This is a genomic window from Erwinia sp. HDF1-3R, from assembly GCF_039621855.1.
Classification (GTDB): domain Bacteria; phylum Pseudomonadota; class Gammaproteobacteria; order Enterobacterales; family Enterobacteriaceae; genus Erwinia.
In genome coordinates, this window is record NZ_CP155071.1 from 3,738,627 (window position 1) to 3,764,888 (window position 26,262).

A 26,262-nucleotide genomic window follows, 5' to 3' on the forward strand; every position below is an offset into this window, starting at 1 on the left:
CTTCCTTCGCTGCGTTTGCCGCCCTGCTTCAGCACAAACTCTTTCGTTCCCGCTAATCTTTTAAATCACACTCCGCAGACTCACGTCCGCAGGGCAGATAAAATCTCCTGCTCTGTCCCGCATGCGTAATATGCAGAACAGCTTAATTCTTGTCCGGATAAGCTGAAAATTGTCTTTCTGTCTCTCAACGCCCACCAGAACGCTTCTGGTGTTGTAAGGTTAAGCCTCACGGGTCATTAGTACCGGTTAGCTCAACGCATCGCTGCGCTTACACACCCGGCCTATCAACGTCGTAGTCTTCAACGTCCCTTCAGGACCCTTAAAGGGTCAGGGAAGATTCATCTCGAGGCAAGTTTCGCGCTTAGATGCTTTCAGCGCTTATCTTTTCCGCACTTAGCTACCGGGCAATGCCATTGGCATGACAACCCGAACACCAGTGGTGCGTTCACTCCGGTCCTCTCGTACTAGGAGCAACCCCTCTCAATCTTCCAGCGCCCACGGCAGATAGGGACCGAACTGTCTCACGACGTTCTAAACCCAGCTCGCGTACCACTTTAAACGGCGAACAGCCGTACCCTTGGGACCTACTTCAGCCCCAGGATGTGATGAGCCGACATCGAGGTGCCAAACACCGCCGTCGATATGAACTCTTGGGCGGTATCAGCCTGTTATCCCCGGAGTACCTTTTATCCGTTGAGCGATGGCCCTTCCATTCAGAACCACCGGATCACTATGACCTGCTTTCGCACCTGCTCGAGCCGTCACTCTCGCAGTCAAGCCAGCTTATGCCATTGCACTAACCTCACGATGTCCGACCGTGATTAGCTGACCTTCGTGCTCCTCCGTTACTCTTTAGGAGGAGACCGCCCCAGTCAAACTACCCACCAGACACTGTCCCCACGCCGGATTACGGCGCCAGGTTAGAACATCAAACGTTAAAGGGTGGTATTTCAAGGTTGGCTCCACGCAGACTGGCGTCCACGCTTCAAAGCCTCCCACCTATCCTACACATCAAGGCTCAATGTTCAGTGTCAAGCTGTAGTAAAGGTTCACGGGGTCTTTCCGTCTTGCCGCGGGTACACTGCATCTTCACAGCGAGTTCAATTTCACTGAGTCTCGGGTGGAGACAGCCTGGCCATCATTACGCCATTCGTGCAGGTCGGAACTTACCCGACAAGGAATTTCGCTACCTTAGGACCGTTATAGTTACGGCCGCCGTTTACCGGGGCTTCGATCAGGAGCTTCTCTTGCGATAACCCCATCAATTAACCTTCCGGCACCGGGCAGGCGTCACACCGTATACGTCCACTTTCGTGTTTGCACAGTGCTGTGTTTTTAATAAACAGTTGCAGCCAGCTGGTATCTTCGACTGGCTTCAGCTCCGCGAGCAAGTCGCTTCACCTACGCACCAGCGTGCCTTCTCCCGAAGTTACGGCACCATTTTGCCTAGTTCCTTCACCCGAGTTCTCTCAAGCGCCTTGGTATTCTCTACCTGACCACCTGTGTCGGTTTGGGGTACGATTCGTTGTTACCTGATGCTTAGAGGCTTTTCCTGGAAGCAGGGCATTTGTTACTTCAGCACCGTAGTGCCTCGTCATCACGCCTCAGCCTTAAGGCATTCCGGATTTACCTGGAACACCAGCCTACACGCTTAAACCGGGACAACCGTCGCCCGGCTAACATAGCCTTCTCCGTCCCCCCTTCGCAGTAACACCGAGTACAGGAATATTAACCTGTTTCCCATCGACTACGCCTTTCGGCCTCGCCTTAGGGGTCGACTCACCCTGCCCCGATTAACGTTGGACAGGAACCCTTGGTCTTCCGGCGAGCGGGCTTTTCACCCGCTTTATCGTTACTCATGTCAGCATTCGCACTTCTGATACCTCCAGCAGACCTCACAGTCCACCTTCAACGGCTTACAGAACGCTCCCCTACCCAACAACACGTAAGTGTCGCTGCCGCAGCTTCGGTGCATGGTTTAGCCCCGTTACATCTTCCGCGCAGGCCGACTCGACCAGTGAGCTATTACGCTTTCTTTAAATGATGGCTGCTTCTAAGCCAACATCCTGGCTGTCTGTGCCTTCCCACATCGTTTCCCACTTAACCATGACTTTGGGACCTTAGCTGGCGGTCTGGGTTGTTTCCCTCTTCACGACGGACGTTAGCACCCGCCGTGTGTCTCCCGTGATAACATTCTCCGGTATTCGCAGTTTGCATCGGGTTGGTAAGCCGGGATGGCCCCCTAGCCGAAACAGTGCTCTACCCCCGGAGATGAGTTCACGAGGCGCTACCTAAATAGCTTTCGGGGAGAACCAGCTATCTCCCGGTTTGATTGGCCTTTCACCCCCAGCCACAGGTCATCCGCTAATTTTTCAACATTAGTCGGTTCGGTCCTCCAGTTAGTGTTACCCAACCTTCAACCTGCCCATGGCTAGATCACCGGGTTTCGGGTCTATACCCTGCAACTTAACGCCCAGTTAAGACTCGGTTTCCCTGCGGCTCCCCTATACGGTTAACCTTGCTACAGAATATAAGTCGCTGACCCATTATACAAAAGGTACGCAGTCACACCACGAAGGTGCTCCCACTGCTTGTACGTACACGGTTTCAGGTTCTGTTTCACTCCCCTCGCCGGGGTTCTTTTCGCCTTTCCCTCACGGTACTGGTTCACTATCGGTCAGTCAGGAGTATTTAGCCTTGGAGGATGGTCCCCCCATATTCAGACAGGATATCACGTGTCCCGCCCTACTCTTCGAACTCACAGCAAGTGCATCTTTGTGTACGGGAGTGTCACCCTGTACCCTGCGACTTTCCAGACGCTTCCACTGATGCACAAACTGATTCAGGTTCTGGGCTCCTCCCCGTTCGCTCGCCGCTACTGGGGGAATCTCGGTTGATTTCTTTTCCTCGGGGTACTTAGATGTTTCAGTTCCCCCGGTTCGCCTCGCAACACTATGTATTCATGTTGCGATAGTGTGTCGAAACACACTGGGTTTCCCCATTCGGGTATCGCCGGTTGTTGCGGTTCATATCACCTTACCGGCGCTTATCGCAGATTAGCACGCCCTTCATCGCCTCTGACTGCCAGGGCATCCACCGTGTACGCTTAGTCACTTAACCTCACAACCCACAAGCGTCCTTTCTGTCCGTAATGGCTGCGCGTCGTGATGGCGGCGTTGTGCAGTGCTCACAGTGCTCATGGACATTACGTCCACTCCGCCTGCTGCGCGCTGACGCCTTACCTTCACTTAGCTCGCTCATTACTGATGTCAGTAAAGACTGCTGAGTTGTAAGCATTTGAGAGACTCGACTGTATCGTGTTATTTCATTCTTATTACGGAGAATGAAAACGATACGTCGTTTCAATTTTCAGCTTGTTCCGGATTATTAAAGAGCATAATACTTCGCAGCACACCGTTGCCGGTACGCTCTGAAGTATTGTCAGAAAACTGCATGGTGGAGCTAAGCGGGATCGAACCGCTGACCTCCTGCGTGCAAGGCAGGCGCTCTCCCAGCTGAGCTATAGCCCCATACAGTTACTGCAGAGACCTTCCACTACCACTCAACGTGAGTTCACCTGTCGCTGTGAGGCGGCAAATGTTAATTTTTGCTCATGCAGGGCATGCGAATGGGAAGTTTACCTGAGGTAAACGACCGCGCGCATAACGCAGCATGAGTGAAAATTTGGTAGGCCTGAGTGGACTTGAACCACCGACCTCACCCTTATCAGGGGTGCGCTCTAACCACCTGAGCTACAAGCCTGTAGAGGTTTTTCTGCTCGTTACTTTTTCATCAGACAATCTGTTGTGGACACTACGCGGGAAAGTATCTTCAGGTAAGGAGGTGATCCAACCGCAGGTTCCCCTACGGTTACCTTGTTACGACTTCACCCCAGTCATGAATCACAAAGTGGTAAGCGCCCTCCCGAAGGTTAAGCTACCTACTTCTTTTGCAACCCACTCCCATGGTGTGACGGGCGGTGTGTACAAGGCCCGGGAACGTATTCACCGTGGCATTCTGATCCACGATTACTAGCGATTCCGACTTCACGGAGTCGAGTTGCAGACTCCGATCCGGACTACGACGCACTTTGTGAGGTCCGCTTGCTCTCGCGAGGTCGCTTCTCTTTGTATGCGCCATTGTAGCACGTGTGTAGCCCTGCTCGTAAGGGCCATGATGACTTGACGTCATCCCCACCTTCCTCCGGTTTATCACCGGCAGTCTCCTTTGAGTTCCCGACCGAATCGCTGGCAACAAAGGATAAGGGTTGCGCTCGTTGCGGGACTTAACCCAACATTTCACAACACGAGCTGACGACAGCCATGCAGCACCTGTCTCACGGTTCCCGAAGGCACTAAGGCATCTCTGCCAAATTCCGTGGATGTCAAGAGCAGGTAAGGTTCTTCGCGTTGCATCGAATTAAACCACATGCTCCACCGCTTGTGCGGGCCCCCGTCAATTCATTTGAGTTTTAACCTTGCGGCCGTACTCCCCAGGCGGTCGACTTAACGCGTTAGCTCCGGAAGCCACTCCTCAAGGGAACAACCTCCAAGTCGACATCGTTTACGGCGTGGACTACCAGGGTATCTAATCCTGTTTGCTCCCCACGCTTTCGCACCTGAGCGTCAGTCTTTGTCCAGGGGGCCGCCTTCGCCACCGGTATTCCTCCAGATCTCTACGCATTTCACCGCTACACCTGGAATTCTACCCCCCTCTACAAGACTCTAGCCTGCCAGTTTCGAATGCAGTTCCCGGGTTGAGCCCGGGGATTTCACATCCGACTTGACAGACCGCCTGCGTGCGCTTTACGCCCAGTAATTCCGATTAACGCTTGCACCCTCCGTATTACCGCGGCTGCTGGCACGGAGTTAGCCGGTGCTTCTTCTGCGGGTAACGTCAATGAGCGAGGTTATTAACCTCACTCCCTTCCTCCCCGCTGAAAGTACTTTACAACCCGAAGGCCTTCTTCATACACGCGGCATGGCTGCATCAGGCTTGCGCCCATTGTGCAATATTCCCCACTGCTGCCTCCCGTAGGAGTCTGGACCGTGTCTCAGTTCCAGTGTGGCTGGTCATCCTCTCAGACCAGCTAGGGATCGTCGCCTTGGTGAGCCATTACCTCACCAACAAGCTAATCCCATCTGGGCACATCCGATGGTGTGAGGCCCGAAGGTCCCCCACTTTGGTCCGTAGACGTTATGCGGTATTAGCTACCGTTTCCAGTAGTTATCCCCCTCCATCGGGCAGTTTCCCAGACATTACTCACCCGTCCGCCACTCGTCACCCAGAGAGCAAGCTCTCCTGTGCTACCGTTCGACTTGCATGTGTTAGGCCTGCCGCCAGCGTTCAATCTGAGCCATGATCAAACTCTTCAATTTAAAAGTTCGATTTGCTTCAACAAGTGAAGCGATGCTCAAGTGTAAAACGTCATAATGAATTTCATTATGTGTTCACTCTTAAGACTTGATATTTTTTGCGCCTTGCGGCGCTGATATCAATCCTGCGAGTGCCCACACAGATTGTCTGATAAATTGTTAAAGAGCGGTGCGGCTGGCGCCTTGGCGGCCTGCTGCGAGGTGGCGTATATTACGCTTTCCTCCTTCAGAGTCAACTTCTTTTTGGGAAGTTTTTCTCCGGCGGTTCAGCTTCCTGACCCTCTCAACCCGGCGGCCTGTAAGCCGTTGTTCCGTGTCGATGGAGGCGCATTATAGGGAGTTCCTGACGGCTGACAACCCCTAATTGCAAAAAACTTTCTGCATGCTCATTTTTCAAACCAATAAGGCCTTAAAGGGCCATTTTTGCCTGGTTATCATCCAAAAAAAGGGGCCCGAAGGCCCCTTAATAGAGTGTAATACTGATTCAGACCGGCTGGATATTACTGGCTGGCGACAATTTCACCATCATTAACATCCATTTCAATCACCTTACCGGGGATTAACGCACCAGAAAGGATTTTCTGCGCCAGCGGATTTTCGATTTGCTGCTGAATAGCGCGTTTCAGCGGCCTTGCACCATATACCGGGTCATAGCCGTTTTCACCAAGCAGTTGCAGAGCCGCATCGGAGATATGAAGTTCATAACCCCGTTCGGCCAGGCGCGCATACAATCGCTGAAGCTGTATTTTAGCAATAGAGGCAATGTGGGTTTCGCCCAGAGGGTGGAACACCACCAGCTCATCAATACGGTTGATAAACTCCGGACGGAAGTGATGGCCAACGACCGTCATTACCACTTCTTTCATTTCCGCATAGCTCAGCGCGCCGAACCTTTCCTGAATCAGATCGGAACCCAGGTTAGAAGTCATGATCACTACGGTATTGCGGAAGTCTACGGTTCTGCCCTGGCCATCGGTGAGCCGTCCATCATCCAGCACCTGTAGCAGAATGTTGAATACGTCCGGATGCGCTTTTTCAACCTCATCCAGCAGGATCACGGAATAAGGACGGCGACGAACGGCCTCGGTCAGGTAGCCCCCCTCCTCATAGCCCACGTAGCCTGGAGGAGCCCCCACCAGTCGGGATACCGAGTGTTTCTCCATGAACTCGGACATATCAAGGCGGACCATGGCATCGTCGCTGTCGAACATAAAGTTTGCCAGCGCTTTACACAGTTCGGTTTTACCCACCCCCGTTGGCCCCAGGAACAGGAAGGAACCAATGGGCCGGTTCGGATCGGCCAGGCCTGCGCGGCTGCGGCGAATAGCATTGGATACGGCTTCGACGGCCTCATCCTGACCGATAACGCGCTGATGAAGGTCCTGCTCCATACGCAGCAATTTGTCGCGCTCTCCTTCCATCATTCGCGCGACCGGGATCCCCGTCCAGCGCGCCAGCACGTCGGCAATTTCAACATCCGTTACGCGGTTACGCAGCAGCCGCATGGTTTTACCTTCGGATTGGGTCGCGCTGGCCAGCTGTTTTTCCAGATCAGGTATCTTGCCATACTGCAGCTCTGACATCTGCGCCAGATCGCCGGAACGGCGTGCCTGCTCCATGGAGAGTTTCGCCTGCTCCAGCTCGGCTTTAATCGTCTGCGTACCAGAAAGAGAGGCTTTCTCGGCTTTCCACTCTTCTTCTAGTTCGGAATACTCGCGCTCTTTCTGATCCAGCTCCTCTTCAAGCATACTCAGACGCTTGATGCTGGCATCGTCCGCCTCTTTTTTCAGGGCCTGCTGCTCCAGCTTAAGTTGAATGATGCGGCGCTCAAGACGATCGAGCGACTCAGGCTTGGAGTCAAACTGCATACGGATGCTGGAAGCGGCTTCATCAATCAGGTCGATAGCCTTATCAGGCAGCTTACGGTCTGCAATATAGCGGTGTGACAGCGTGGCCGCCGCCACGATGGCCGGGTCGGTGATCTGCACGTGATGGTGCAGTTCGTAGCGCTCTTTTAGTCCACGAAGGATAGCAATGGTATCCTCAACGCTGGGTTCCGCGACAAAGACTTTCTGGAAACGGCGCTCAAGCGCGGCATCTTTTTCAATATACTGGCGATACTCATCAAGGGTTGTCGCCCCCACGCAGTGAAGTTCACCGCGAGCCAGCGCCGGTTTGAGCATATTGCCCGCATCCATGGCACCGTCGGCTTTGCCCGCCCCCACCATCGTGTGTAGCTCATCAATAAACAGGATGACATTCCCCTCCTGCTTTGACAGATCGCTGAGCACGCCTTTCAGGCGTTCTTCAAACTCACCGCGGTATTTTGCACCCGCCACCAGCGCCCCCATGTCCAGAGCCAGTACCCTGCGCCCCTTCAGGCCTTCCGGGACTTCCCCGTTAATAATACGCTGAGCCAGCCCCTCAACGATGGCCGTCTTACCGACGCCGGGTTCACCAATCAGTACCGGGTTATTTTTTGTTCGACGTTGCAGCACCTGAATTGTCCGGCGGATCTCTTCATCGCGCCCAATAACCGGATCGAGCTTGCCCTGCTCGGCACGTTCAGTCAGATCGATAGTGTATTTTTTTAAAGCCTGACGCTGATCTTCAGCTCCCTGGTCGTTCACGGTTTCTCCCCCACGCATTTGATCGATGGCTTTGGTGAGCTTTTCACTCGTCGCTCCGGCAGATTTAAGGAGATCTGCCAGTGAGCCGCGCGAGTCCAGCGCGGCCAGAACGAAAAGTTCGGATGAGATAAAGTTGTCGGCGCGCTTCTGGGCCAGCTTATCGCAGAGGTTCAGAACGCGAATGAGATCCGCAGAAGGCTGCACGTCGCCGCCTGCGCCTTCCACCTGGGGCAGACGGCTGATTGCCTGCTCCACACCGCTACGCAGTGCAGCAACATCCACACCGGCGGTGGTGAGTAAAGGACGCACGGAGCCGCCCTCCTGATTAAGTAAGGCACTGATCAGGTGAAGAGGTTCGATAAATTGATTGTCGCGCCCAAGCGCTAAAGACTGCGCATCGGAGAGCGCAAGTTGGAATTTGTTAGTAAGACGATCCAGACGCATAATTCCCCCTATTCAGGTCAAATTGCTACTGGAGATTAAAATGAGGTCATCCCTCAAATTTTCAAGTTTAATGACCCAAATATTTTGGTGAAAAATACATCAATCTGGACCGTCTTATGGCGCTAGGTTATATCAGCCAGATCAAACTTGCCATACGGCCAGTGACGCCATCGCGCCGGAAAGAGAAAAATTGCTCGCCGGCAGAATGGGTGCAAAGGCCGCCACCCGAGATGTGGCGCACTCCCATGCGCTTCAGATGCCCTCGCGCAAGCTGCCAGATATCAGCATAATATTTTTCACCCGCCGGGCGGAAAGCGCCTTCATCGCTCATATTCTGAGCAATAAAGGCCGTTCTGACTTCCGGACCCACTTCAAATGCGCCTGGACCTATTGCCGGCCCCAGCCAGGCAATCACCTCTTCCGGTGGACAGCGAAAAGCCGCAACGGTCGCCTCTAAAATACCGCCGCAAAGCCCTCGCCAGCCCGCATGGGCCGCCGCGACTTGCTTTCCCGATACGGAGGTGAACAGCACCGGCAGGCAATCTGCCGTCATCACCGCACACACCACGCCAGGTTTGCAGGTCCATGCCGCATCGGCACGACGACATGAAGGCTGCTCGCCCGTAAGCTCAATCACCCGTGAACCGTGAACCTGCTCCAGCCAGACCGGCATGGCGGGCATCGCCGCCTGCATGACCAGTCGCTCACGGTTAGCCTGAACGCGGTCTGACGCATCCCCAACGTGATCCCCGAGATTGAAGGAGTCCCAGGGCGCAGCGCTGACGCCGCCCGTACGCGTGGTTGAGCAGGCAGACACGCCAGCGGGCGCAGACCACTGCGGGTAAATCAGGCTCATTACCAGTCCATCTGCTCTTTGAACGCCTGCGTATCCGCTTTCAGCGCATCGATCAGGTCGACCATATCCTGAGGCAACGGCGCATGCCACTCCATTTCGATACCGGTAAGCGGATGATAAAGACGCAGCATAGTGGCATGCAGAGCCTGCCTGTCGAACTGACGCAGGGTGGAAATAAAGGCTTCCGATGCCCCTTTCGGTGGGCGAGGACGACCGCCATAAAGCGGATCGCCAACCAGCGGATGATTTATATGCGACATATGTACGCGGATCTGATGGGTACGTCCGGTTTCCAGCCGTAAACGCAGCCGGGTATGGGCACGGAAATGCTCCATGATGCGGTAGTGCGTGGTAGCAGGCTTACCCATTGGATGAACGGCCATATGCGTACGCTTGGTGGAGTGGCGGCTGATGGGTTCATTGACTGTTCCCCCCGCGGTCATTCTGCCAATCGCTACCGCTTCATATTCACGGGTAAATTCTCTGAGCTGCAGAGATTCCACCAGATGAGTCTGTGCCGGAACGGTCTTCGCGACCACCATCAAACCGGTGGTGTCTTTATCAAGACGGTGTACGATGCCTGCGCGCGGCACATCGGCAATAGCCGGGAAGTGATGCAGGAGTGCATTCAGCACGGTGCCATCGGGGTTGCCCGCGCCCGGGTGCACCACCAGATCGCGTGGTTTGTTGACAACCAGGATATCATCGTCTTCATAAACGATATTCAGCGGTATCGCCTGCGCTTCCCAGCGCGCTTCTTCTTCGATTTCGGCGTTGATAGTTATTTGTTCGCCACCGAGCACTTTTTCCTTCGGTTTGTCGATGATTACGCCATTGACACTAATACGACGGTCGAGAATCCACTCTTTTATGCGAGATCGAGAATAATCAGGGAACAATTCGGCCAAAGCCTGATCTAAGCGTTGTCCGAGTTGCGATTCGGAGACCGTTGCGTTGAGTTTTACTTGTTGTGCCATAACCAGCTTCTTCGTTAACGTTGGGTTTTCACGGCGATGCCGTTTAATATAATGTGCTATTGTACCTGGTCACTATCGGGGGCTAAATGGACAGCTTCCTGAATAACACTCTGAGGATAATCAAATCGTCATGACGCGTATGAAATATCTGGTGGCTGCAGCCACGTTGAGCCTGGCATTAGCTGGTTGTTCCGGCTCGAAGGACACGGTGCCTGACAACCCACCTTCTGAAATCTATGCCACAGCCCAGCAAAAACTGCAGGACGGTAACTTTAAAGGAGCAATAACGCAACTGGAAGCGCTTGATAACCGCTACCCGTTCGGTCCCTACTCCCAGCAAGTTCAGCTGGATCTTATCTACGCCTACTATAAAAATGCCGATTTACCGCTGGCACAGGCCGCGATTGACCGCTTTATGCGCCTTAATCCTACCCACCCGAATATTGATTACGTGATTTATATGCGTGGTCTGACGGATATGGCGCTTGATGACAGTGCGCTGCAGGGCTTTTTCGGCATCGATCGCTCAGACCGCGATCCGACGCATGCGCGTGATGCTTTCCATGACTTCTCTCAGCTGCTGCGCGGTTATCCGAACAGTCAGTATGCCACTGACGCAAGAAAGCGTCTGGTGTTCCTGAAGGATCGGCTGGCGAAGTATGAGTTATCCGTTGCCCAATTCTACACTAAGCGCGAGGCCTATGTCGCTGTCGTTAACCGGGTTGAGCAAATGATGAAGGACTATCCGGATACTCAGGCTACCCGTACCGCCCTGCCGCTGATGGAAAATGCTTACCGTCATCTGCAGCTGAACGCAGAAGCAGATAAAGTTGCGAAGCTGATCGCCGCTAATCAGGCCTAATCTTCAGAAAGCAAAATGGCAGCCGATGGCTGCCATTCTTCTGTTCATAAAACCGTCATTTCTGCAGGTTTATCTTTTAGTTAACTTATCGATATTGCCCTCTCATGCCCGTTCACGCAACCTCCTGATGACCAATTCTCAGGCCCACTCGCAAATTTTTAAGTCTTGACAAAAAGTGACAAAAAAACGTGATCCGAATCACACATGCATCAATTTTTCAGGGTATGCTGGATCTACATTCGACGGAAATGACAGAGAGGTAAGCACTATGGTACTTAACATTACCAGCAAGCACATGGAAATCACTCCAGCTATCCGCCAGCATGTCGAAGACCGTCTTGCCAAACTTGAAAAGTGGCAAACTCATCTGATAAACCCGCATATTGTGCTCTCGAAAGAGCCGAAAGAGTTCGTGGCGGATGCTACGATCAACACGCCGAATGGCCCGCTTGTCGCCAGCGCTAAGCATGACGATATGTATACGGCCATCAATGAGCTGATCGCTAAGCTTGAACGCCAGCTTAATAAGGTCCAGCACAAAGGCGAAGCGCGCCGCGCAAACGCCAGCGTTAAGGATCTTAGCGTTGTCGAGGTTGATGAGGAATAACGGTTTCTGACGCGCCCGCGGGCGCGTTTTTTATTGACAGAGAGAAATTACTGCGGTTACTTTAAAGGCATCCCGCAACCGGACACCATGATGATAAAACAGTCGTTCTTCTTCGCATTCTTTTTTAGCCTCCACTGACAGGGAGGCCATTCGTCGTTCAGGAAATAATGCGAAGACGAACTATCAAGCCTCCCCGGTGGGAGGCTTTTTTTTTATGGGCACCTGACAGGTAGAACTATGACCACTGAGAATCCACTGCTGGGCCTGCGCGATAAAATCAGCGCGCTGGACGAAGAATTATTAACCCTGCTCGCCCGTCGCCGGGCGCTGGCAACTGACGTGGCAAAAGCCAAAATGGCTACCCACCGGCCGATCCGGGATATTGATCGCGAACGCGACCTGCTTGAGCATCTGATAGCACTGGGTAAAAACCATAAGCTGGATGCTCATTACATCACGCGTTTGTTTCAGCTTATTATTGAGGACTCCGTCCTGACGCAGCAGGCGCTGTTACAACAACATCTTAATAAGACTCATGCTCAGTCTGCGCGCATCGCGTTCCTGGGGCCTAAAGGCTCTTATTCGCACCTGGCGGCACGCCATTACGCCACCCGTCATTTTGAAAACGTCATTGAGAGTGGATGCCTGAAATTTCAGGACATTTTCAGTCAGGTGGAAACGGGCCAGGCAGATTATGCCGTGCTTCCCATCGAGAACACCAGTTCAGGTTCGATTAATGACGTCTATGACCTGTTGCAGCAAACCAGTTTGTCGATCGTCGGTGAAATGACGTTACCCATTGACCACTGTGTGCTGGTCACCGGCAGCACTGATTTACAGCAAATCGAGACGGTCTACAGTCATCCTCAGCCCTTCCAGCAGTGTAGCCAGTTCATTAACCGCTACCCTCACTGGAAAATTGAGTACACGGAAAGTACCGCCGCCGCAATGGAGAAAGTGGCCTCTCTCAACTCACCTAAAGCTGCGGCTCTGGGCAGCGAGGCGGGTGGAGAACTCTATGGATTGCAGGTTCTGGAACGTAACCTGGCGAACCAACAGCAGAATATTACCCGCTTTATTATTCTTGCCCGTAAGCCCATTGAGGTCACGCTACAGGTACCGGCTAAAACCACCCTGATTATGGCTACCGGTCAGCAGGCTGGCGCGCTGGTAGAAGCCCTGCTGGTGCTGCGTCAGCATAATCTGGTCATGAGCAAGCTGGAATCGCGCCCCATTAATGGTAATCCGTGGGAAGAGATGTTTTACATCGATTTTCAGGGGAACCTGCGTGCGGAAGAGGTACAGCAGGCGCTGCGTGAACTGGCTCCCATTACGCGTTCGCTGAAGGTGTTGGGCTGCTATCCCAGCGAAAATATTATCCCGGTGATGCCGGAATAATCACCTTACGTCGGGGTCTTTACCAGCCGGTTAAGTCAGATAATGACTTAACCGGCTCAGGTCGCGAACCGCTGACCACACCACATAAAAAAGGCCATCGCTGGCCTTTAATCATTACTTACGGTCATTAGCCTGACGCAGCAGCGTACGACTTTCCTGCATAAAGTGGTCGGAATAGTCGCCAAACCAGTGCCTGACCTGATTAAAGCTGCGAATGAAGGCCTGCTTATCGCCCTTCTCCAGCAGCGTAATGGCTTCACCGAAGCGATGATAGTAGCGCTTAATTAGCGCCAGGTTGCTCTCTGACGACATGATGATATCCGCATAGAGCTGGGGATCCTGAGCAAACAGTCGGCCAACCATCGCCAGCTCCAGCCGGTAGATGGGTGAAGATAGCGCTAATAGCTGTTCAAGCTGTACATTCTCCTCCGCCAGATGCAGGCCATAGGCAAAAGTGGCAAAGTGGCGCAGCGCCTGGATAAACGCCATATTCTGGTCATGCTCAACCGCGCTAATGCGATGCAGCCGTGCGCCCCATACCTGAATTTGTTCCAGAAACCACTGGTAGGCTTCCGGCTGGCGGCCATCACACCATACGACAACCTGCTTCGCCAGGCTCCCACTGTCCGGGCCGAACATCGGATGCAGACCCAGCACCGGGCCAGGATGCGCAGCCAGCATCGCCTGAAGCGGGCGGTTCTTGATCGAAGCAAGATCGACAAGAATACAGTCTTCCGGTAGCGCGGGCAGTCGGGCAATCACCTCTTCCGTCAGATGGATGGGAACGCTGATTATCACCATACCGGCGGTGGAGAGCAGAGTATCAGCCCGATCCCAGTCCTCTTTATCAAGGATTTCTACCTGATATCCGGACAGAGTAAGCATTTTCTCAAACATGCGGCCCATCTGGCCCTTACCACCGACAATCACTACCGGACGCAGCGTGGGACAGAGCGTTTTAAAGCCTTTATCGTTTTCACTTGAATAGGACTCGCGCATCAGCCTGCGCAAAACGTCTTCAATCAGATCCGGCGGCACTCCCAGCAGCGCGGCTTCATTACGCCGCGAGGCCAGCATCGCCGCTTCGCGTTCCGGGACGTAAATCGGCAGGCCATAACGGCTTTTGACCTCACCCACTTCGGCAACCAGGCTTAGCCGTTTTGCCATCAGATCCAGCAGGGCTTTATCTACTTCATCAATTTGATCGCGAAGCGCGGTCAGTTCAGCCACCATAATTAATCCTCTTGCGACAGACGCGCCGCCAGTACGCCACTCAAAGACTTATGGATTTCACTTAGCAGCTGCTCGGTCGTATCCCAGCTGATGCAGGCATCGGTGACGGAAACGCCGTAGCGCATCTCACTGCGCGGCTGCTCGGAAGACTGACTCCCCTCGTTAAGATGGCTTTCCAGCATCAGTCCCATAATTGAACGGTTGCCGTCTTTGATCTGCGCTACGGCAGATTCAGCGACGCCAGACTGGCGGCGAAAATCTTTATCAGAATTGCCATGGCTGCAATCTATCATCAAGGAGGGACGGAGTCCCGCCTGGCGCATCTCTTTTTCACACTGCGCCACATCCTCCGGGCCGTAGTTGGGTTTTTTCCCGCCACGCAGGATCACATGTCCATCCGGATTCCCCTGCGTTTGCAGCAGGCAGACCTGCCCTGCCTGATTGATACCGACAAAACGATGCGGCATTGAAGCTGCGCGCATGGCATTGATAGCCGTACCCAGACTGCCATCCGTACCATTTTTGAATCCCACCGGCATTGAGAGGCCCGAGGCCATTTCACGATGCGTCTGAGATTCTGTCGTGCGGGCACCGATAGCCGACCAGCTAAAAAGGTCACCAAGGTACTGTGGGCTGTTGGGATCCAGCGCTTCCGTTGCCAGCGGCAGCCCCATTTCAACCAGGTCCAACAGCAGGCGACGCGCAATGTGCAGACCGGCCTGCATATCAAAAGAGTTATCCATAAAAGGATCGTTAATTAGCCCCTTCCAGCCAACGGTCGTACGGGGTTTTTCAAAGTAAACGCGCATAACGATAAACAGCTGATCCTGAAGCCTGTCGGAAAGCGCTTTAAGGTGGCGGGCATAGTCGAGCGCAGCTTCAGTATCGTGGATTGAACAGGGCCCACACACCACCAGCAGACGGGGATCCTTACCGCTAATGATGTCAGAAATGACCTTGCGTGATGAAGCAATTTTCTCTGCCTGAGTCGCACTAAGCGGAAACTGTTTTTTCAGCTCTTCAGGCGTGATTAAAACCTGTTCATTAGCAATATGTACGTTATTCAGCGCGTCTTTTTGCATGCTCATATTCCTGTCGTAATCGTTTTGCTCAGAGGGACCCCCGGCGTGATGACTATCAATGTATCAGATAGTGTACAAACCTCAACCTCTGTCTGTACATTTTTCTTACCATGTACATGAAATCGGCACAAGCACTGATTAAATATCAATAAAAACAGCATATTAAATAAATTATAACGCTCAACCAGCACCACCATGGTGTAATGTTTACTTTACATATATTCTTATGACAGAAACTACCGCCGGACTTAATCAAATGACTCTGGACCGTGCCAGTGAAGGGATTGGCGTTGCACTGAGGGAAATGTAAGGTTGCACTGCGAGGAGAACAAAAGGAGTTTGCGTAAGCCACTTTTAGATTTTCAGAACACGACAGGTTTAGAATAATGCGGTAAACCATTTGTAGGGTTAACGCTCACACCACCTGAAACCGACAGGAACGCCATGGATATTCTACTCAGACCCTGGTGCGATGAAGATGCGCCCGCCTTTGCCGAAGCCGTCAATGACTCGCTGAACACGCTGCTGCCCTGGCTGCTGTGGGCGCACCCGGAATTTAAATCAGAAGAGGCGCGCCGCTGGTTTGCGGTGACGCAGCTTATGCGCGAAAACAGCAGGGCTGATGAGCTGGGTATATTCAGCCAGGAGGGCCGGTTACTGGGCGGTGCCGGACTGCGCTATTCCTCTGAGCAAACTCATCACTGCTCAATAGGCTACTGGGTACGCAGCAGCGACCAGCGCCAGGGCATTGCCAGCCAGGCCGTTCGCTATCTGGTTGAACTGGCCTGGCAGCGTCCGGAAAGGGAGATAGTGGAAATTCTTGCCGTGGAGGATAACGTCGCCAGCAGACGGGTCGCCACGCGCTGCGGGGCCAGGTTCATGGGGATCGCCTATGGGCTGATCGTATTAGACAGCGGACCGGTCAACACCGCCGTCTACCAGTTTCGCCGCCCCTGAAAGAGTCTGCAAACGCTGGATCTGCTGCCCCTGAGCATCAAAGTTTTCCCTGTCCAGCCAGCGGGTTATGGCATGATTTATCGCCGGCCACTCGCTATCAAGGATGGAGAACCACTGCGTATCTCTTGAACGCCCTTTGCGGGTCATCATCTGCCGGAAGGTACCCTCATACTGAAACCCAAGCCGTTCAGCCGACGCCCGCGAGGGGGCATTCAATGCATCACATTTCCATTCGCAGCGGCGATAACCTAGCTCAAAGGTGTATTTCAGCATCAGATAAAGTGCTTCTGTGCCAATGATGGTCCGTTTCATCAGCGGTGACCAGGTCAGGCCGCCCAGCTCTATCGATCCGTTATCCCGATCAATGCGCATATACGAGGCCAGGCCCATCGCCCTGTTACGTTTGGCACAAAGAATAGTAAAGGTGATCACATTTTTTTCTGCTGCACGCTGTGCCAGCCAGTGACGAAATGCCTCCGGCGTTGAAGGGCGCTCATCGGTAAGGTAAGTCCAGTCGCGCCCGTCGGCGGCAAATGCATAGGCGGCATAGAGATCGCCACTGTGTTTGGCGACGTCCAGCGGCTCCAGGCGGCAATAGCTCCCCTTGAGCGTCTGACGCTCAGGCATTCTGGCGGGCAGCCAGTCGGGTAATGCCGGGCCAATCGGCTGATCGAATTCGTTGAATCTCTGGGACACGGTCATCTTCCTTCAATAATCGATAAGTCAGAATACGAAGCGCAGCGCGTTTTTCCCAGCGATAAACTGCAGGTTATGCCAGAGTTATGAATCAGATCGCTAAACGGTGAAATGACTGGTGGCTCCTCCCGTAACAATGTTGTCGCTATGTTAAATATCAGGTAATATCCTATCTTTCCGACAAAGGAAATGATCATGACGCTTTCTTTTCGTATCGCGCTTGTTGGAGATTTTCGCTCCACCGCCGTTGCTCATCAGGCCATCCCCCCCGCCATTCAGCTTGCCGCCGATCACCTTAACCTCAATATTTCTGCCGAATGGCTTCCCACTGCATCAATAACGGATACGTCAGTATTGGAGCCTTATGATGCGATTTGGGTGGTACCCGGTAGCCCATATCAAAACGATCAGGGCGCGATGATGGCCATCACCTGGGCGCGGGTAAACGACGTCCCGTTTCTGGGTTCATGCGGCGGATTCCAGTATGCCCTTATCGAGTATGCCCGCAATGTGATTGGCTGGCAGGATGCTGCTCATAAGGAGACGGATACTGAAGGGCGAATGGTTATCGTACCGCTGAGCTGCGCGCTAATAGAAGAGACAGATGACATCATTATTGAAGAGGGGTCGGTGATTGCTCAGGCGTATGGAAAGCTTAAAACACACGAAGGCTACCACTGTCGTTTCGGAGTGGATCCGGGCTTTATTGCCGAACTGGAGAGCTATCCGCTGCGTGTTACGGCATGGGATCGTGAAGGTGGCGTGCGCGGTATAGAGCTGCCGACACACCGTTTTTTCGTGGCAACGCTTTTCCAGTCTGAACGGGCCGCCCTGCGAAATGCACTTTCTCCACTGGTCGTCTCGCTGCTAAGAGCCGCAGCACGCTAAAAAGCCGTGCGCCATTATAAAAATATATAGCGTGCTTATTAAGGAAGGAATAATTAATATAAATTAACCTTAAATTAATAATGGCTTTACCCGACAGGCGTGTTTATTTTAATCTGACTAAATTTAATAATACATAATGTACAAATCCATAAAGTCCTCAGAAAAAAAGCCGATAAGGTTTATCTCAGGGCCTTTTCTGACCTGATGAACATTCTTATGGTTTTAACGAATTTCAGAGGTCACCATGTCTATCACACAGCGCTTATCAATCACTTTCTCTCTCCTTGCTATTGCAATAGTTGCTCTGGTAATCGTAGCGTTATCAGCCATATCGGGATTCCAGTCAAGGTTTGAATTTGTTCAGTACAACACCATTCCCAGCATTACAGATCTCGACAAGTCGATAAGCGCCTCCAGTAATTTTGGTATTGCTCTGTATCGTTATAAAGTCATCACGGACGAAACTAAATTGCCTGCGGCCGAAAAAGACATCTATCAGATACTGGATCAGCTGACGTCGTTTACCGACTATTATAAGAAAAATGATATATCAAGTGATGAGGATGGGCAGTTAACCAACCTCGCTTATCAAAATATTGACGCGGTACGTCAGGCTCTCCCCGCCTTCTTCGCTGCATCACGTGCCCATAATGATGCCCTGACGCTTTCGCTCATGCAGAGTGATACCGGCGTCGGCAGCGCAGGAAGAAAGCTTACCAGCGACCTCAAGAAGCAGATCGAATTAAATATCACTATCGGTAACGGCCTGAGAGAAGATAACCAGCGGATTTATTCCAGACTTATCTGGGTATTATCCATCGGTGCTGCGCTGACTATTCTGATACTGGGATTCTTTGCCATCAGGACGATACTCAGCATAAAGAGAAGCCTTTTTGGGATGGAATCCGTCATGAGTGAGGTCAGTATCAACCTTGACCTGACTCAACGAGCCGATGACCGCCGTAAGGATGAAATTGGTAAAACAGCAGCGGCCTTCAATAATCTGCTTGAGCGGGTTGGCACAACGCTCTCATCGGTTAATGACTCATCCTACTCGGTCAGTACAGCGTCTTCTCAAATCGCGGCGGGCAACGAAGATTTATCCTCACGTACCGAACAGCAGGCCGCTTCTCTTGAACAAACCTCAGCAAGTATGGCGGCATTAAGCGATACGGTGAAACAAAACGCCGAAAGTGCTAATCAGGCAAATATTCTTGCCGGTACGGCCAACAAAATGTCGGTGCAAAATGGTGACTCCGTTAAAACCATGCTCACAACGATGGATGATATTAAAAACAGCTCGGGAAGAATTTCAGAGATCACCGGCCTGATCGAAGGCATTGCCTTCCAGACCAATATTCTGGCGCTGAACGCCGCCGTCGAAGCCGCCAGAGCCGGGGAACATGGGCGAGGCTTCGCCGTGGTCGCGTCAGAAGTTCGCAATCTTGCGCAGCGCTCATCGTCTGCTGCCCGGGAAATTAAGGAGCTGATCACGGCTTCTTCCCAGCAGGTTGAAAGTGGTGCCAGCCAGGCGGCCAACGTGGGCGACAACTCGGAGAAAGTGCGTATCGCGATTCAGCAGGTAGCGGATATCGTCAATGAGATCGCCGCGGCCACTACCGGGCAGAGCCAGGGGATTGAACAGGTGCATCAGGCCATTGGGCAGATGGATGAAGTTACCCAGCAAAATGCCGCGTTGGTAGAGGAGGCATCTTCGGCTTCACGCTCGCTCCAGGAGCAGGCAGAAAACCTGAGCGCCCTGGTCTCGTCTTTCAAAGTTGCCTCAACGACTGAGAGAAGACGTAGTCCGCACGTGGTTAAACGTCCAGCGCCAATCATCAAAGGGAGTCCTGCGTTAAGCACGGCAGGCGAAGGAAGCTGGGAAAGCTTCTAAATAAGGCGCGCACTATCGCTCCAGAGTGTTACGTACCCGATTGCGCGTTCTGGAGTAGTTTATTAGCCTGATAGACGCTTAATATCTCATTACCCCTGCCCTAACCCCCTTTTCATTTGAAAGGGGGTTTTCCAAAGCCAGACGGCGACTTCACAAAATGGCTATCAGATAGGATTGCGATCCGGGTGCCTTACTTTTCTATGGCGAATATTGTCGCCATCTGCCCCATCTGTTTTTGAGCAAATATAGCCTGGTCGTGACATCAGATAAACGCATGGTCAGCGTCTCCTCTTTTCTGACAAGGTAGTCCGGCGGGTAAATAATCGGGGTACCATCAAAAATACATTGGGAATATACAACAAGCGTCGAAGCATATGTAGGTCACTGGGTTCCCTGGATTGGAGCCTAGATAACTGCTTATGATCTTTCCATCATTACCCTTAACGTCATTCATCGCTATAAATTAATCATGGGTGTCAAAGGGTAAGGCAGGGATAAATAAAGCTGAAAGCGTTCGCCGCCTGATTACCATGTGTTTTTTGGATATGCCAGATGGCGCATCTCTAAGTACGAGTAAAAATGGCATTACTCCTGAAGAAGCTAATGATTTCTTTAAAGAGTAAGCTGGATCTCTTCACGTTGATATGGCTGATTTCGACTTCAGAATACACTTCCCAAATGAGGCTGTCCGGTTTTTTCCAATTGAAATTCTGCCAAAATATATGCGTAGTGATAATCACAAACCCGAACCGTTAACCATTCATATGCTTATTGAATTGGCTGAAGCTGGCCGCTGGCTTTACTGATACTGCTTCCCTTAAACACGCCGGTGCTGTCATTTTGCGTACAGTACCAATAAACAAGGGGTTAGCCGATAGCTAACCCCTTGTTTGCTATTAACTTTAAGATGTCGTGTTAACGGGTCCTTAGTTAAGACGCTTTTATTAAGCCGCCATAAAAATCATGCACTCATTAATAAAAAAATTAGTTAAACTAATATTTAATGCACTAAGTTGCAGTGTCATGGAAGTTATGTTGCCACTTTGCTGCCATTCAAATTCTGGTGCGCCTGAGTGTCTGGATGCTTTGGAGCTTCAGCTTTCTTAGCTTTGCAGAAGAGTTTATGAAATTGATAAAACCAATGACTAAGATTGCGAAAGATAAAATAAAAAAGGTTGTAGTTAATTTGTAAGCTAGAATAACTTTATTTTCTAAATCAACCTCATTTTGAACGACCTTTCTTTTCTTTTCTTCTTGTAAATGCTGACAAAGCAAGGTGTAGTCATTATTTTTAATTTGTTGAGCCGAGCAGTCAATTTCTTTCCGAGAATCAAAATCTAGTATCTCAACGTCATTTATATAAAACCTTTGCCCGTTTTGAAATTTATAGATAGCATAACCTGATTTAAACTCGGTTGCCGCCTCCCCAGTCACTAACCCCATACAGACACAAAAAATAGCAAGACACCCAATAGCCACCTTATCGTATTTATTTGGTTTTTTACTACCTGCAAATCCAAAAAAACCGGAGAACATAAATGAAATAGAAGATATGAGGTTTTTATTTATACATTCCTGTATAAACACAACATCACTCAGAGTTCTAGCTTTTATGCCAGTAAAAAACCTAAATAACCTGATATCATAAAGCTCATTATTCAATGATTTTAAGTTTTGATTAATAAAATCTAGTCTTAATAATTTTATAAAAAAAACCAGTATAAAGTGTACGCCGCCCACTCTGATAGTGGCCAAAATGAAAGCAACAAAATATGCTATATACTTGTAATATTCTAAATTATTATTTCCTTGCATGGGATCATCCTATATTAGCTATTGAGTTTAGATTTGCAGCCTCTTCTAAGTGGCCTGGTGCAAAGTAAGCATAACGCATAGTTTCACGAATATTGGCGTGACCGAATATACGCTGCAGTACCAAAATGTTACCGTCATTCATCATAAAGTAACTTGCAAAGGTATGGCGCAGTACATGTGTATTTTGCCCTTCTGCCAGTTCATTGTCGGTTAAGGCCAGCATCTTTTTAAACTCCTGATAGCAGGGGCGGAACATCTTCCCCAGTAACGGCGGTAGTTCGTCATAAAGCCAGCGCGGGATCAGAACGGTGCGATTGTTGCCGCCTTTAGTTTGGGTAAAGGTCAACTTGTAAGGAGATAACTGAGAACGATTAAGCCTCTCCGCTTCATCCCATCTTGCGCCTGTTGCAAGACACACCTTAATGATCCGTGTCAAATTGAGCTTGCCGTAAGGCTTGCAGGCGCTCAGTAATATCTTTATCTGGCTATCAGTCAACCAGGACATTTCCTTTTCTTTCTCTTTAAAGATGCTAACACCTTCGATGGGGTTGGGTAACTTCCATTCACCCAGCCTACGTAGTTCATTAAAGACAGCATCAAGATATTGCTGCTCACGTGACCCTGACCCAAAATCCTGCTCCATTCAGAAACAGAATTCCGGCATGATAAACACTCCCCTGAACGGAGGCTGTGCCGATGAAAAAGTCACGATTCACCGAAGAGCAGATTGTTTTTGCCCTCAAGCAGGCTGAACTGGGTACGTCAGTGCCGGACGTCTGTCGCAAGCTGGGCATTTCGGATGCCACTTTCTATACGTGGCGTAAAAAATACGGCGGCATTTCTCCTTCGGAGCTGAAGCATATGCGGCAACTGGAAGAGGAAAATCTGCGGCTGAAGAGGCTGGTTGCCGATCTGAGCCTCGACAAGGCGATGCTGCAGGACGTGCTGGCAAAAAAGAGCTGACGCTGGCACGCCTGCGCGAATGGGTCAGGGATTTGCAAGCCCGCTACGGTGCCAGTGAGAGACAGGTCTGTTTTGCGCTGCGGGTCAGCCGCAGCTCGTTTCGATATCGTTCTGTGGCCGCCGACGACAGCGCACTGCGGCTACGCATCCGTGAGATAACCGAAACCCGGGTTCATTACGGGTACCGCCGGGTACACGTGATGCTCAGGCGGGAAGGCTGGCGCGATAATCACAAAAGAATCTACCGCCTCTACTGTGAGCAGGGTCTGTCGCTGCGCCTCAAACGGCCACGCCGCAATAAATCGGCCCAGCGCCGACAACCGCAGCCTCAGGGTCTGTATCCGAATCACGTCTGGGGCATGGATTTTGTCTCGGACGCGCTGTTTAACGGGCGACGACTGCGCCTGCTGACGGTTATCGACCTTTACACCCGCGAATGCCTGGGGATCTGCGTAGGGCAGAATCTGCGTTCAACAGAAGTGGCAGAAATGCTGAACAGCATAGCGCTCAGGCGTCCCTTACCGCAGTTGCTGAAAACCGATAATGGATCTGAATTTGCAGGAAAAATGCTGGATAGGTGGGTCTATGAAAGAGGGATCAGGATCGACTTCTCACGGCCGGGAACACCGACGGACAACGCCACGGTCGAGTCCTTCAACGGCAGGTTGCGGCAGGAATGCCTGAACGAGAACTGGTTCATGTCTCTGGAGGATGCACGGTGCAAAATCGAGGCCTGGCGCATACACTATAACCAGAGTCGTCCCCATTCTGCACTGGGCTGGATGACTCCCTCTGAATTTGCCGAAAAATCTGCCGGTTGCCAGAATACGCAACCAACATGAAGCCGGTTATTCCTGATTATGAATGGATCACATACGGGGAGCGGGTCAGTGAGTGCATGTCTATGCTGCATAAATCCGCATGATCCCAAAAGGATCGTTTACCCTCCGGCCCGCCAGTACTGCCGGGCTTTTGTTGCACCTGCATGAAAACCACTACATAAAGCGGGCAGGCGTGGCGGGGCTACGAGCGCGCGCCGGAATGTTTGAAATCAGAAATTCTGAAATTAAGGACAATTTTAGAAGATGTTGATAGACTCGATAAGACAAAGTGGTTTAGCTCCTCTAAAGAGGAATATCAGATATTGATGATATCAACTTGAAAACCTAACATTTAAAGTTGGAGACTTGGATGTCTATTGAAGAAAAGTATTTTCATAACATTAACTTAAATTGCGATTTTTTTAATTCTTTAAGGGCAGACTACGAAGGTTTTGACGAATGGTTTATCTTAAAGTCAGAAAGTAAAGCTTATGTGTCTTATAATGAAGCAGGAGAGATGGATGGTTTTTTATATCTTAAAATTGAGAATGAACCAATCAATGACACCAATCCAAACTTCCCTGCAAAACAAAGACTTAAGCTAGGTATATTTAAAATAAATGCGCATGGTACTAAGTTAGGTGAAAGATTTGTTAGACTGGTTTTTCAGTTTGCGATGAACAATAGCTTAAAAGAGATTTATGTTACTATATTTGATAAGCATGCAGGACTCATTACTCTTTTAAATCGTTACGGCTTTGAATTAAGAGCAAGGAAAATAAAGCCGACTATCAATGGTCATGAAGGTGTCTATTTCAAAAGTTTAGAGTGGAGAGATTGAATGAGCTATGATAATTATCCTTTGGTAAAGCTAAATAATCGAAATTTTCTTTTGAGTATTTACCCTACTTGGCATACACGACTGTTCCCAGAATCAAAGCTCAAAAATGAAGATGGTAGCTTAATTAGAGATATTTCTCATACTAATAGTATCGAAAAAGTATACCTTACTGGAATGAGAGACACTCTTAAACTTCGTGCCGGTGACAACCTTCTTATTTATAGGACCAGCGATGGCAAAGGGCCTGCACGTTACAGATCTGTTGCAACTTCAGTATGCGTAGTTCTCGATACAAAGGATATACGTGAATTTGAAAACTATACTGAATTCAAGCAATATTGTGGTCCTTATAGCGTCTTCTCTGAAGATGAACTTATGCTTCTCTACAATAAAAAGAATTACCCTACGATAATACGCTTTACTTATAACTTTCCTCTAGAAAAGAAAATTGTTAGAGATGATATAATGACTATAACTGGATACACTGATGCAGATTATTGGGGTTTTTTGCCTCTTGATGACTTGCATTTTAAACGGATAATTTTAGATGGGGGTGTTAATGAAGGTTATATTGTCAATTAAACCAGAGTATGCCGAGCGCATATTGTCAGGTGAGAAAAAATTTGAATTCAGGAAAACAATATTTAAGAATAGAAATGTTGACACTGTCATAATTTATGCCACTATGCCAGTTGGTAAAGTCATAGGTGAATTTAAAGTGGGTGATATACTTGTGCTTTCCCCATCTGAACTATGGGATAAAACAAAAAACTATGCAGGTATAAGTCATAAGTTTTTTAAAGATTATTTTCATTGCAGAGATAAAGGGTTTGCTATCTCGGTAGAAAACCCGAAAAGATATGCATCACCATTAGATTTAGACGATATATCCCCTGGGGCGAAAGCACCACAATCCTTTCGATATGTTTAATTTTTTTGGGCGCTAATTAAAAAATCGCGCTCAAAATTATTTATTACAGATGTAAACTCTTTTAATGTAGGCGCCGTCAACTTTTTTATTTGTATGTTAAGTTCGTCACAAATGTAAAAGGCGTTCTCCTGCTCTAGTTCTTTCAAATTCTCTAAATCATAGGATGGGTACTTACCGTCTCTTTCAAATATTCTTTTTTTAATGATATCGCTCGTGTTTTCAATTAGTACTACTGCATCTACATTAAGAGAGTTGATAACATTTAAATCTAATTTCTTTATTCCACCACCTTTCAGGGCTAAGCAGAAATGACCATCGAGGAGAATAGTTTTTTGCTCTTTTGCAAGAGCATTTAAAGCGGAAGCCAAAATTAGCTGATTGCGATCTGCATCAGTGACCAACTTATCAGTAGGTAATGTAATTGAGCCATGCTCACGTATTAACTGGCTAGCACTCTTATGTATTACATTGTTTTTACTAGTATATTTCTCACAAAGGTACCCCTTACCAACACCATGAACACCTGCTATAAAAATCAACATGTAATACCTCTCAAGCCTTAGTTCTGTGATAGAATCATTATAAGTAAAAATACGGGGGGACCTATGAAATATCAAGCTCTTTCAATCCTTAAACCTGCTGTGAATTTAATAGTAAATGGTGATAAAACCAGTGAGATTAGGTCATGGCTCCCTGCAGAAATGCCCCTAAAAAATATATTGCTGGTTCAGAACGATCGCTATCTCACGTCTGAGGAAGATGAGGAAGATGGCATATGTATGGCTATTGTAGATTTTATTGAATTCTCGCCATGGACTGAGCAGAAAGCATCAAAAACCAGCCCTCTGTTAACGTTAGGTAGGACATGGAAGCCTGGTTATTTTGAATGGCGCATCGAAAACGTTAGAAAAATTAGCAACCCTGCAATATGCAAGGCTAAGAAAGGAATTTATGTAGTAGATGTCGAGTCTAACTTATTTTAAGGTGAGCTT

General features: G+C 50.1%; 19 protein-coding genes, 2 tRNA genes, 2 rRNA genes, 3 pseudogenes and 1 other annotated feature. Of the genes and pseudogenes, 13 read left to right on the top strand and 13 right to left on the bottom strand.

The annotated features are described in order from the left end of the window. Positions 1-215: 215 nt before the first annotated feature. The 7 genes from AAGR22_RS16940 to rluD form a co-directional block, all read right to left on the bottom strand. A 23S ribosomal RNA gene (locus AAGR22_RS16940) occupies positions 216-3,120 on the bottom strand. A 334-nt stretch (positions 3,121-3,454) separates the two neighbouring features. Next, positions 3,455-3,530, bottom strand: a tRNA-Ala gene (locus AAGR22_RS16945). A gap of 155 nt (positions 3,531-3,685) precedes the next feature. Further along, positions 3,686-3,762: transfer RNA gene (locus AAGR22_RS16950), tRNA-Ile, on the bottom strand. Between the two features lie 74 nt (positions 3,763-3,836). Then, positions 3,837-5,378, bottom strand: a 16S ribosomal RNA gene (locus AAGR22_RS16955). Together the 16S and 23S rRNA genes with 2 tRNA genes alongside form the textbook arrangement of a ribosomal RNA operon. Before the next feature lie 497 nt (positions 5,379-5,875). Continuing rightward, on the bottom strand, positions 5,876-8,449 hold the full coding sequence (clpB, locus tag AAGR22_RS16960; protein WP_345828654.1) for an ATP-dependent chaperone ClpB: 2,574 nt from the start codon (positions 8,447-8,449) through the stop codon (positions 5,876-5,878). Between the two features lie 127 nt (positions 8,450-8,576). Further along, positions 8,577-9,305, bottom strand: a complete 729-nt coding sequence (gene yfiH / locus AAGR22_RS16965) for a purine nucleoside phosphorylase YfiH (RefSeq protein ID WP_345828656.1) — start codon at positions 9,303-9,305, stop codon at positions 8,577-8,579. Next, entirely contained in the window at positions 9,305-10,282 is a 978-nt protein-coding gene (rluD, locus tag AAGR22_RS16970; protein WP_345828657.1) for a 23S rRNA pseudouridine(1911/1915/1917) synthase RluD, read from the bottom strand. Before rluD ends, yfiH begins: the two co-directional genes overlap by 1 nt. Before the next feature lie 130 nt (positions 10,283-10,412). On the opposite strand from rluD, the gene bamD reads away from it, so the two are divergent. The 3 genes from bamD to pheA all read left to right on the top strand — a co-directional run bounded on the left by bamD (position 10,413) and on the right by pheA (position 13,149). After that, the gene (gene bamD, locus AAGR22_RS16975) at positions 10,413-11,144 is read left to right on the top strand and encodes an outer membrane protein assembly factor BamD (RefSeq protein WP_067707887.1); all 732 of its coding nucleotides are present in this window, start codon (positions 10,413-10,415) and stop codon (positions 11,142-11,144) included. Between the two features lie 268 nt (positions 11,145-11,412). Continuing rightward, the gene (gene raiA, locus AAGR22_RS16980; protein ID WP_067707884.1) at positions 11,413-11,751 is read left to right on the top strand and encodes a ribosome-associated translation inhibitor RaiA; all 339 of its coding nucleotides are present in this window, start codon (positions 11,413-11,415) and stop codon (positions 11,749-11,751) included. Between the two features lie 89 nt (positions 11,752-11,840). Next, positions 11,841-11,965: a sequence feature (Phe leader region), on the top strand. A gap of 23 nt (positions 11,966-11,988) precedes the next feature. Further along, positions 11,989-13,149 carry a bifunctional chorismate mutase/prephenate dehydratase gene (pheA, locus tag AAGR22_RS16985; RefSeq protein WP_067707880.1) on the top strand — a complete coding sequence of 387 codons (1,161 nt, stop codon included), beginning with the start codon at positions 11,989-11,991 and terminating at the stop codon, positions 13,147-13,149. Positions 13,150-13,263: 114 nt separating this feature from the next. Here pheA and tyrA read toward each other — a convergent pair whose 3' ends face one another. Together tyrA and AAGR22_RS16995 are read right to left on the bottom strand one after the other, a co-directional pair. Next, positions 13,264-14,382, bottom strand: coding sequence for a bifunctional chorismate mutase/prephenate dehydrogenase (gene tyrA, locus AAGR22_RS16990; protein WP_067707877.1), 1,119 nt, complete (start codon positions 14,380-14,382; stop codon positions 13,264-13,266). Positions 14,383-14,384: 2 nt separating this feature from the next. Next, positions 14,385-15,464: a 3-deoxy-7-phosphoheptulonate synthase gene (locus tag AAGR22_RS16995; protein ID WP_345828662.1), complete on the bottom strand. Its 1,080-nt coding sequence runs from the start codon at positions 15,462-15,464 to the stop codon at positions 14,385-14,387. A gap of 444 nt (positions 15,465-15,908) precedes the next feature. On the opposite strand from AAGR22_RS16995, the gene AAGR22_RS17000 reads away from it, so the two are divergent. Then, complete coding sequence (locus AAGR22_RS17000) at positions 15,909-16,421, top strand: GNAT family N-acetyltransferase (protein WP_345828664.1); 513 nt, start codon at positions 15,909-15,911, stop codon at positions 16,419-16,421. Here the strand turns inward: AAGR22_RS17000 and AAGR22_RS17005 are convergent. Beyond that, positions 16,371-17,123, bottom strand: coding sequence for a GNAT family protein (locus tag AAGR22_RS17005; protein ID WP_067707868.1), 753 nt, complete (start codon positions 17,121-17,123; stop codon positions 16,371-16,373). The two genes, AAGR22_RS17000 and AAGR22_RS17005, sit on opposite strands and share 51 nt — an antisense overlap. 189 nt (positions 17,124-17,312) lie before the next feature. Here AAGR22_RS17005 and AAGR22_RS17010 point away from each other — a divergent pair, with 189 nt between their 5' ends. The 4 genes and pseudogenes from AAGR22_RS17010 to AAGR22_RS17025 all read left to right on the top strand — a co-directional run bounded on the left by AAGR22_RS17010 (position 17,313) and on the right by AAGR22_RS17025 (position 20,705). Further along, positions 17,313-18,005, top strand: a complete 693-nt coding sequence (locus tag AAGR22_RS17010; RefSeq protein WP_345828667.1) for a CTP synthase — start codon at positions 17,313-17,315, stop codon at positions 18,003-18,005. A gap of 244 nt (positions 18,006-18,249) precedes the next feature. Next, positions 18,250-19,899 (top strand): methyl-accepting chemotaxis protein, encoded by a 1,650-nt coding sequence (locus AAGR22_RS17015; RefSeq protein ID WP_345828668.1) that lies wholly within the window; start codon positions 18,250-18,252, stop codon positions 19,897-19,899. Between the two features lie 346 nt (positions 19,900-20,245). Continuing rightward, positions 20,246-20,386 (top strand): annotated as a pseudogene (locus AAGR22_RS17020) (STM2901 family protein); the annotation flags it as partial. Positions 20,387-20,543: 157 nt separating this feature from the next. Next, positions 20,544-20,705, top strand: coding sequence for a DUF1493 family protein (locus AAGR22_RS17025; protein WP_345828669.1), 162 nt, complete (start codon positions 20,544-20,546; stop codon positions 20,703-20,705). A gap of 247 nt (positions 20,706-20,952) precedes the next feature. Here the strand turns inward: AAGR22_RS17025 and AAGR22_RS17030 are convergent, their stop codons facing one another. Together AAGR22_RS17030 and AAGR22_RS17035 are read right to left on the bottom strand one after the other, a co-directional pair. Continuing rightward, entirely contained in the window at positions 20,953-21,714 is a 762-nt protein-coding gene (locus AAGR22_RS17030) for a DUF6216 family protein (RefSeq protein WP_345828670.1), read from the bottom strand. Positions 21,715-21,718: 4 nt separating this feature from the next. Next, a pseudogene (locus AAGR22_RS17035) lies at positions 21,719-22,339 on the bottom strand (tyrosine-type recombinase/integrase); the annotation flags it as partial. A gap of 71 nt (positions 22,340-22,410) precedes the next feature. Between AAGR22_RS17035 and AAGR22_RS17040 the strand changes: the two are divergent. The 4 genes and pseudogenes from AAGR22_RS17040 to AAGR22_RS17055 all read left to right on the top strand — a co-directional run bounded on the left by AAGR22_RS17040 (position 22,411) and on the right by AAGR22_RS17055 (position 25,270). Further along, positions 22,411-23,519: pseudogene (locus tag AAGR22_RS17040) on the top strand (IS3 family transposase). 349 nt (positions 23,520-23,868) lie between these two features. After that, on the top strand, positions 23,869-24,339 hold the full coding sequence (locus AAGR22_RS17045) for a GNAT family N-acetyltransferase (protein ID WP_345828672.1): 471 nt from the start codon (positions 23,869-23,871) through the stop codon (positions 24,337-24,339). Further along, on the top strand, positions 24,340-24,921 hold the full coding sequence (locus tag AAGR22_RS17050) for a hypothetical protein (protein ID WP_345828673.1): 582 nt from the start codon (positions 24,340-24,342) through the stop codon (positions 24,919-24,921). It begins immediately after the preceding gene. After that, a complete protein-coding gene (locus AAGR22_RS17055; RefSeq protein ID WP_345828674.1) occupies positions 24,899-25,270 on the top strand; it encodes an ASCH domain-containing protein in 372 nt (123 codons plus the stop codon). Before AAGR22_RS17050 ends, AAGR22_RS17055 begins: the two co-directional genes overlap by 23 nt. Here the strand turns inward: AAGR22_RS17055 and AAGR22_RS17060 are convergent. After that, on the bottom strand, positions 25,267-25,812 hold the full coding sequence (locus AAGR22_RS17060) for an ATP-binding protein (protein WP_345828675.1): 546 nt from the start codon (positions 25,810-25,812) through the stop codon (positions 25,267-25,269). The genes AAGR22_RS17055 and AAGR22_RS17060 overlap by 4 nt on opposite strands. Before the next feature lie 63 nt (positions 25,813-25,875). Between AAGR22_RS17060 and AAGR22_RS17065 the strand changes: the two genes are divergently transcribed. Next, a complete protein-coding gene (locus tag AAGR22_RS17065) occupies positions 25,876-26,253 on the top strand; it encodes a hypothetical protein (RefSeq protein WP_345828676.1) in 378 nt (125 codons plus the stop codon). Positions 26,254-26,262 lie beyond the last annotated feature (9 nt).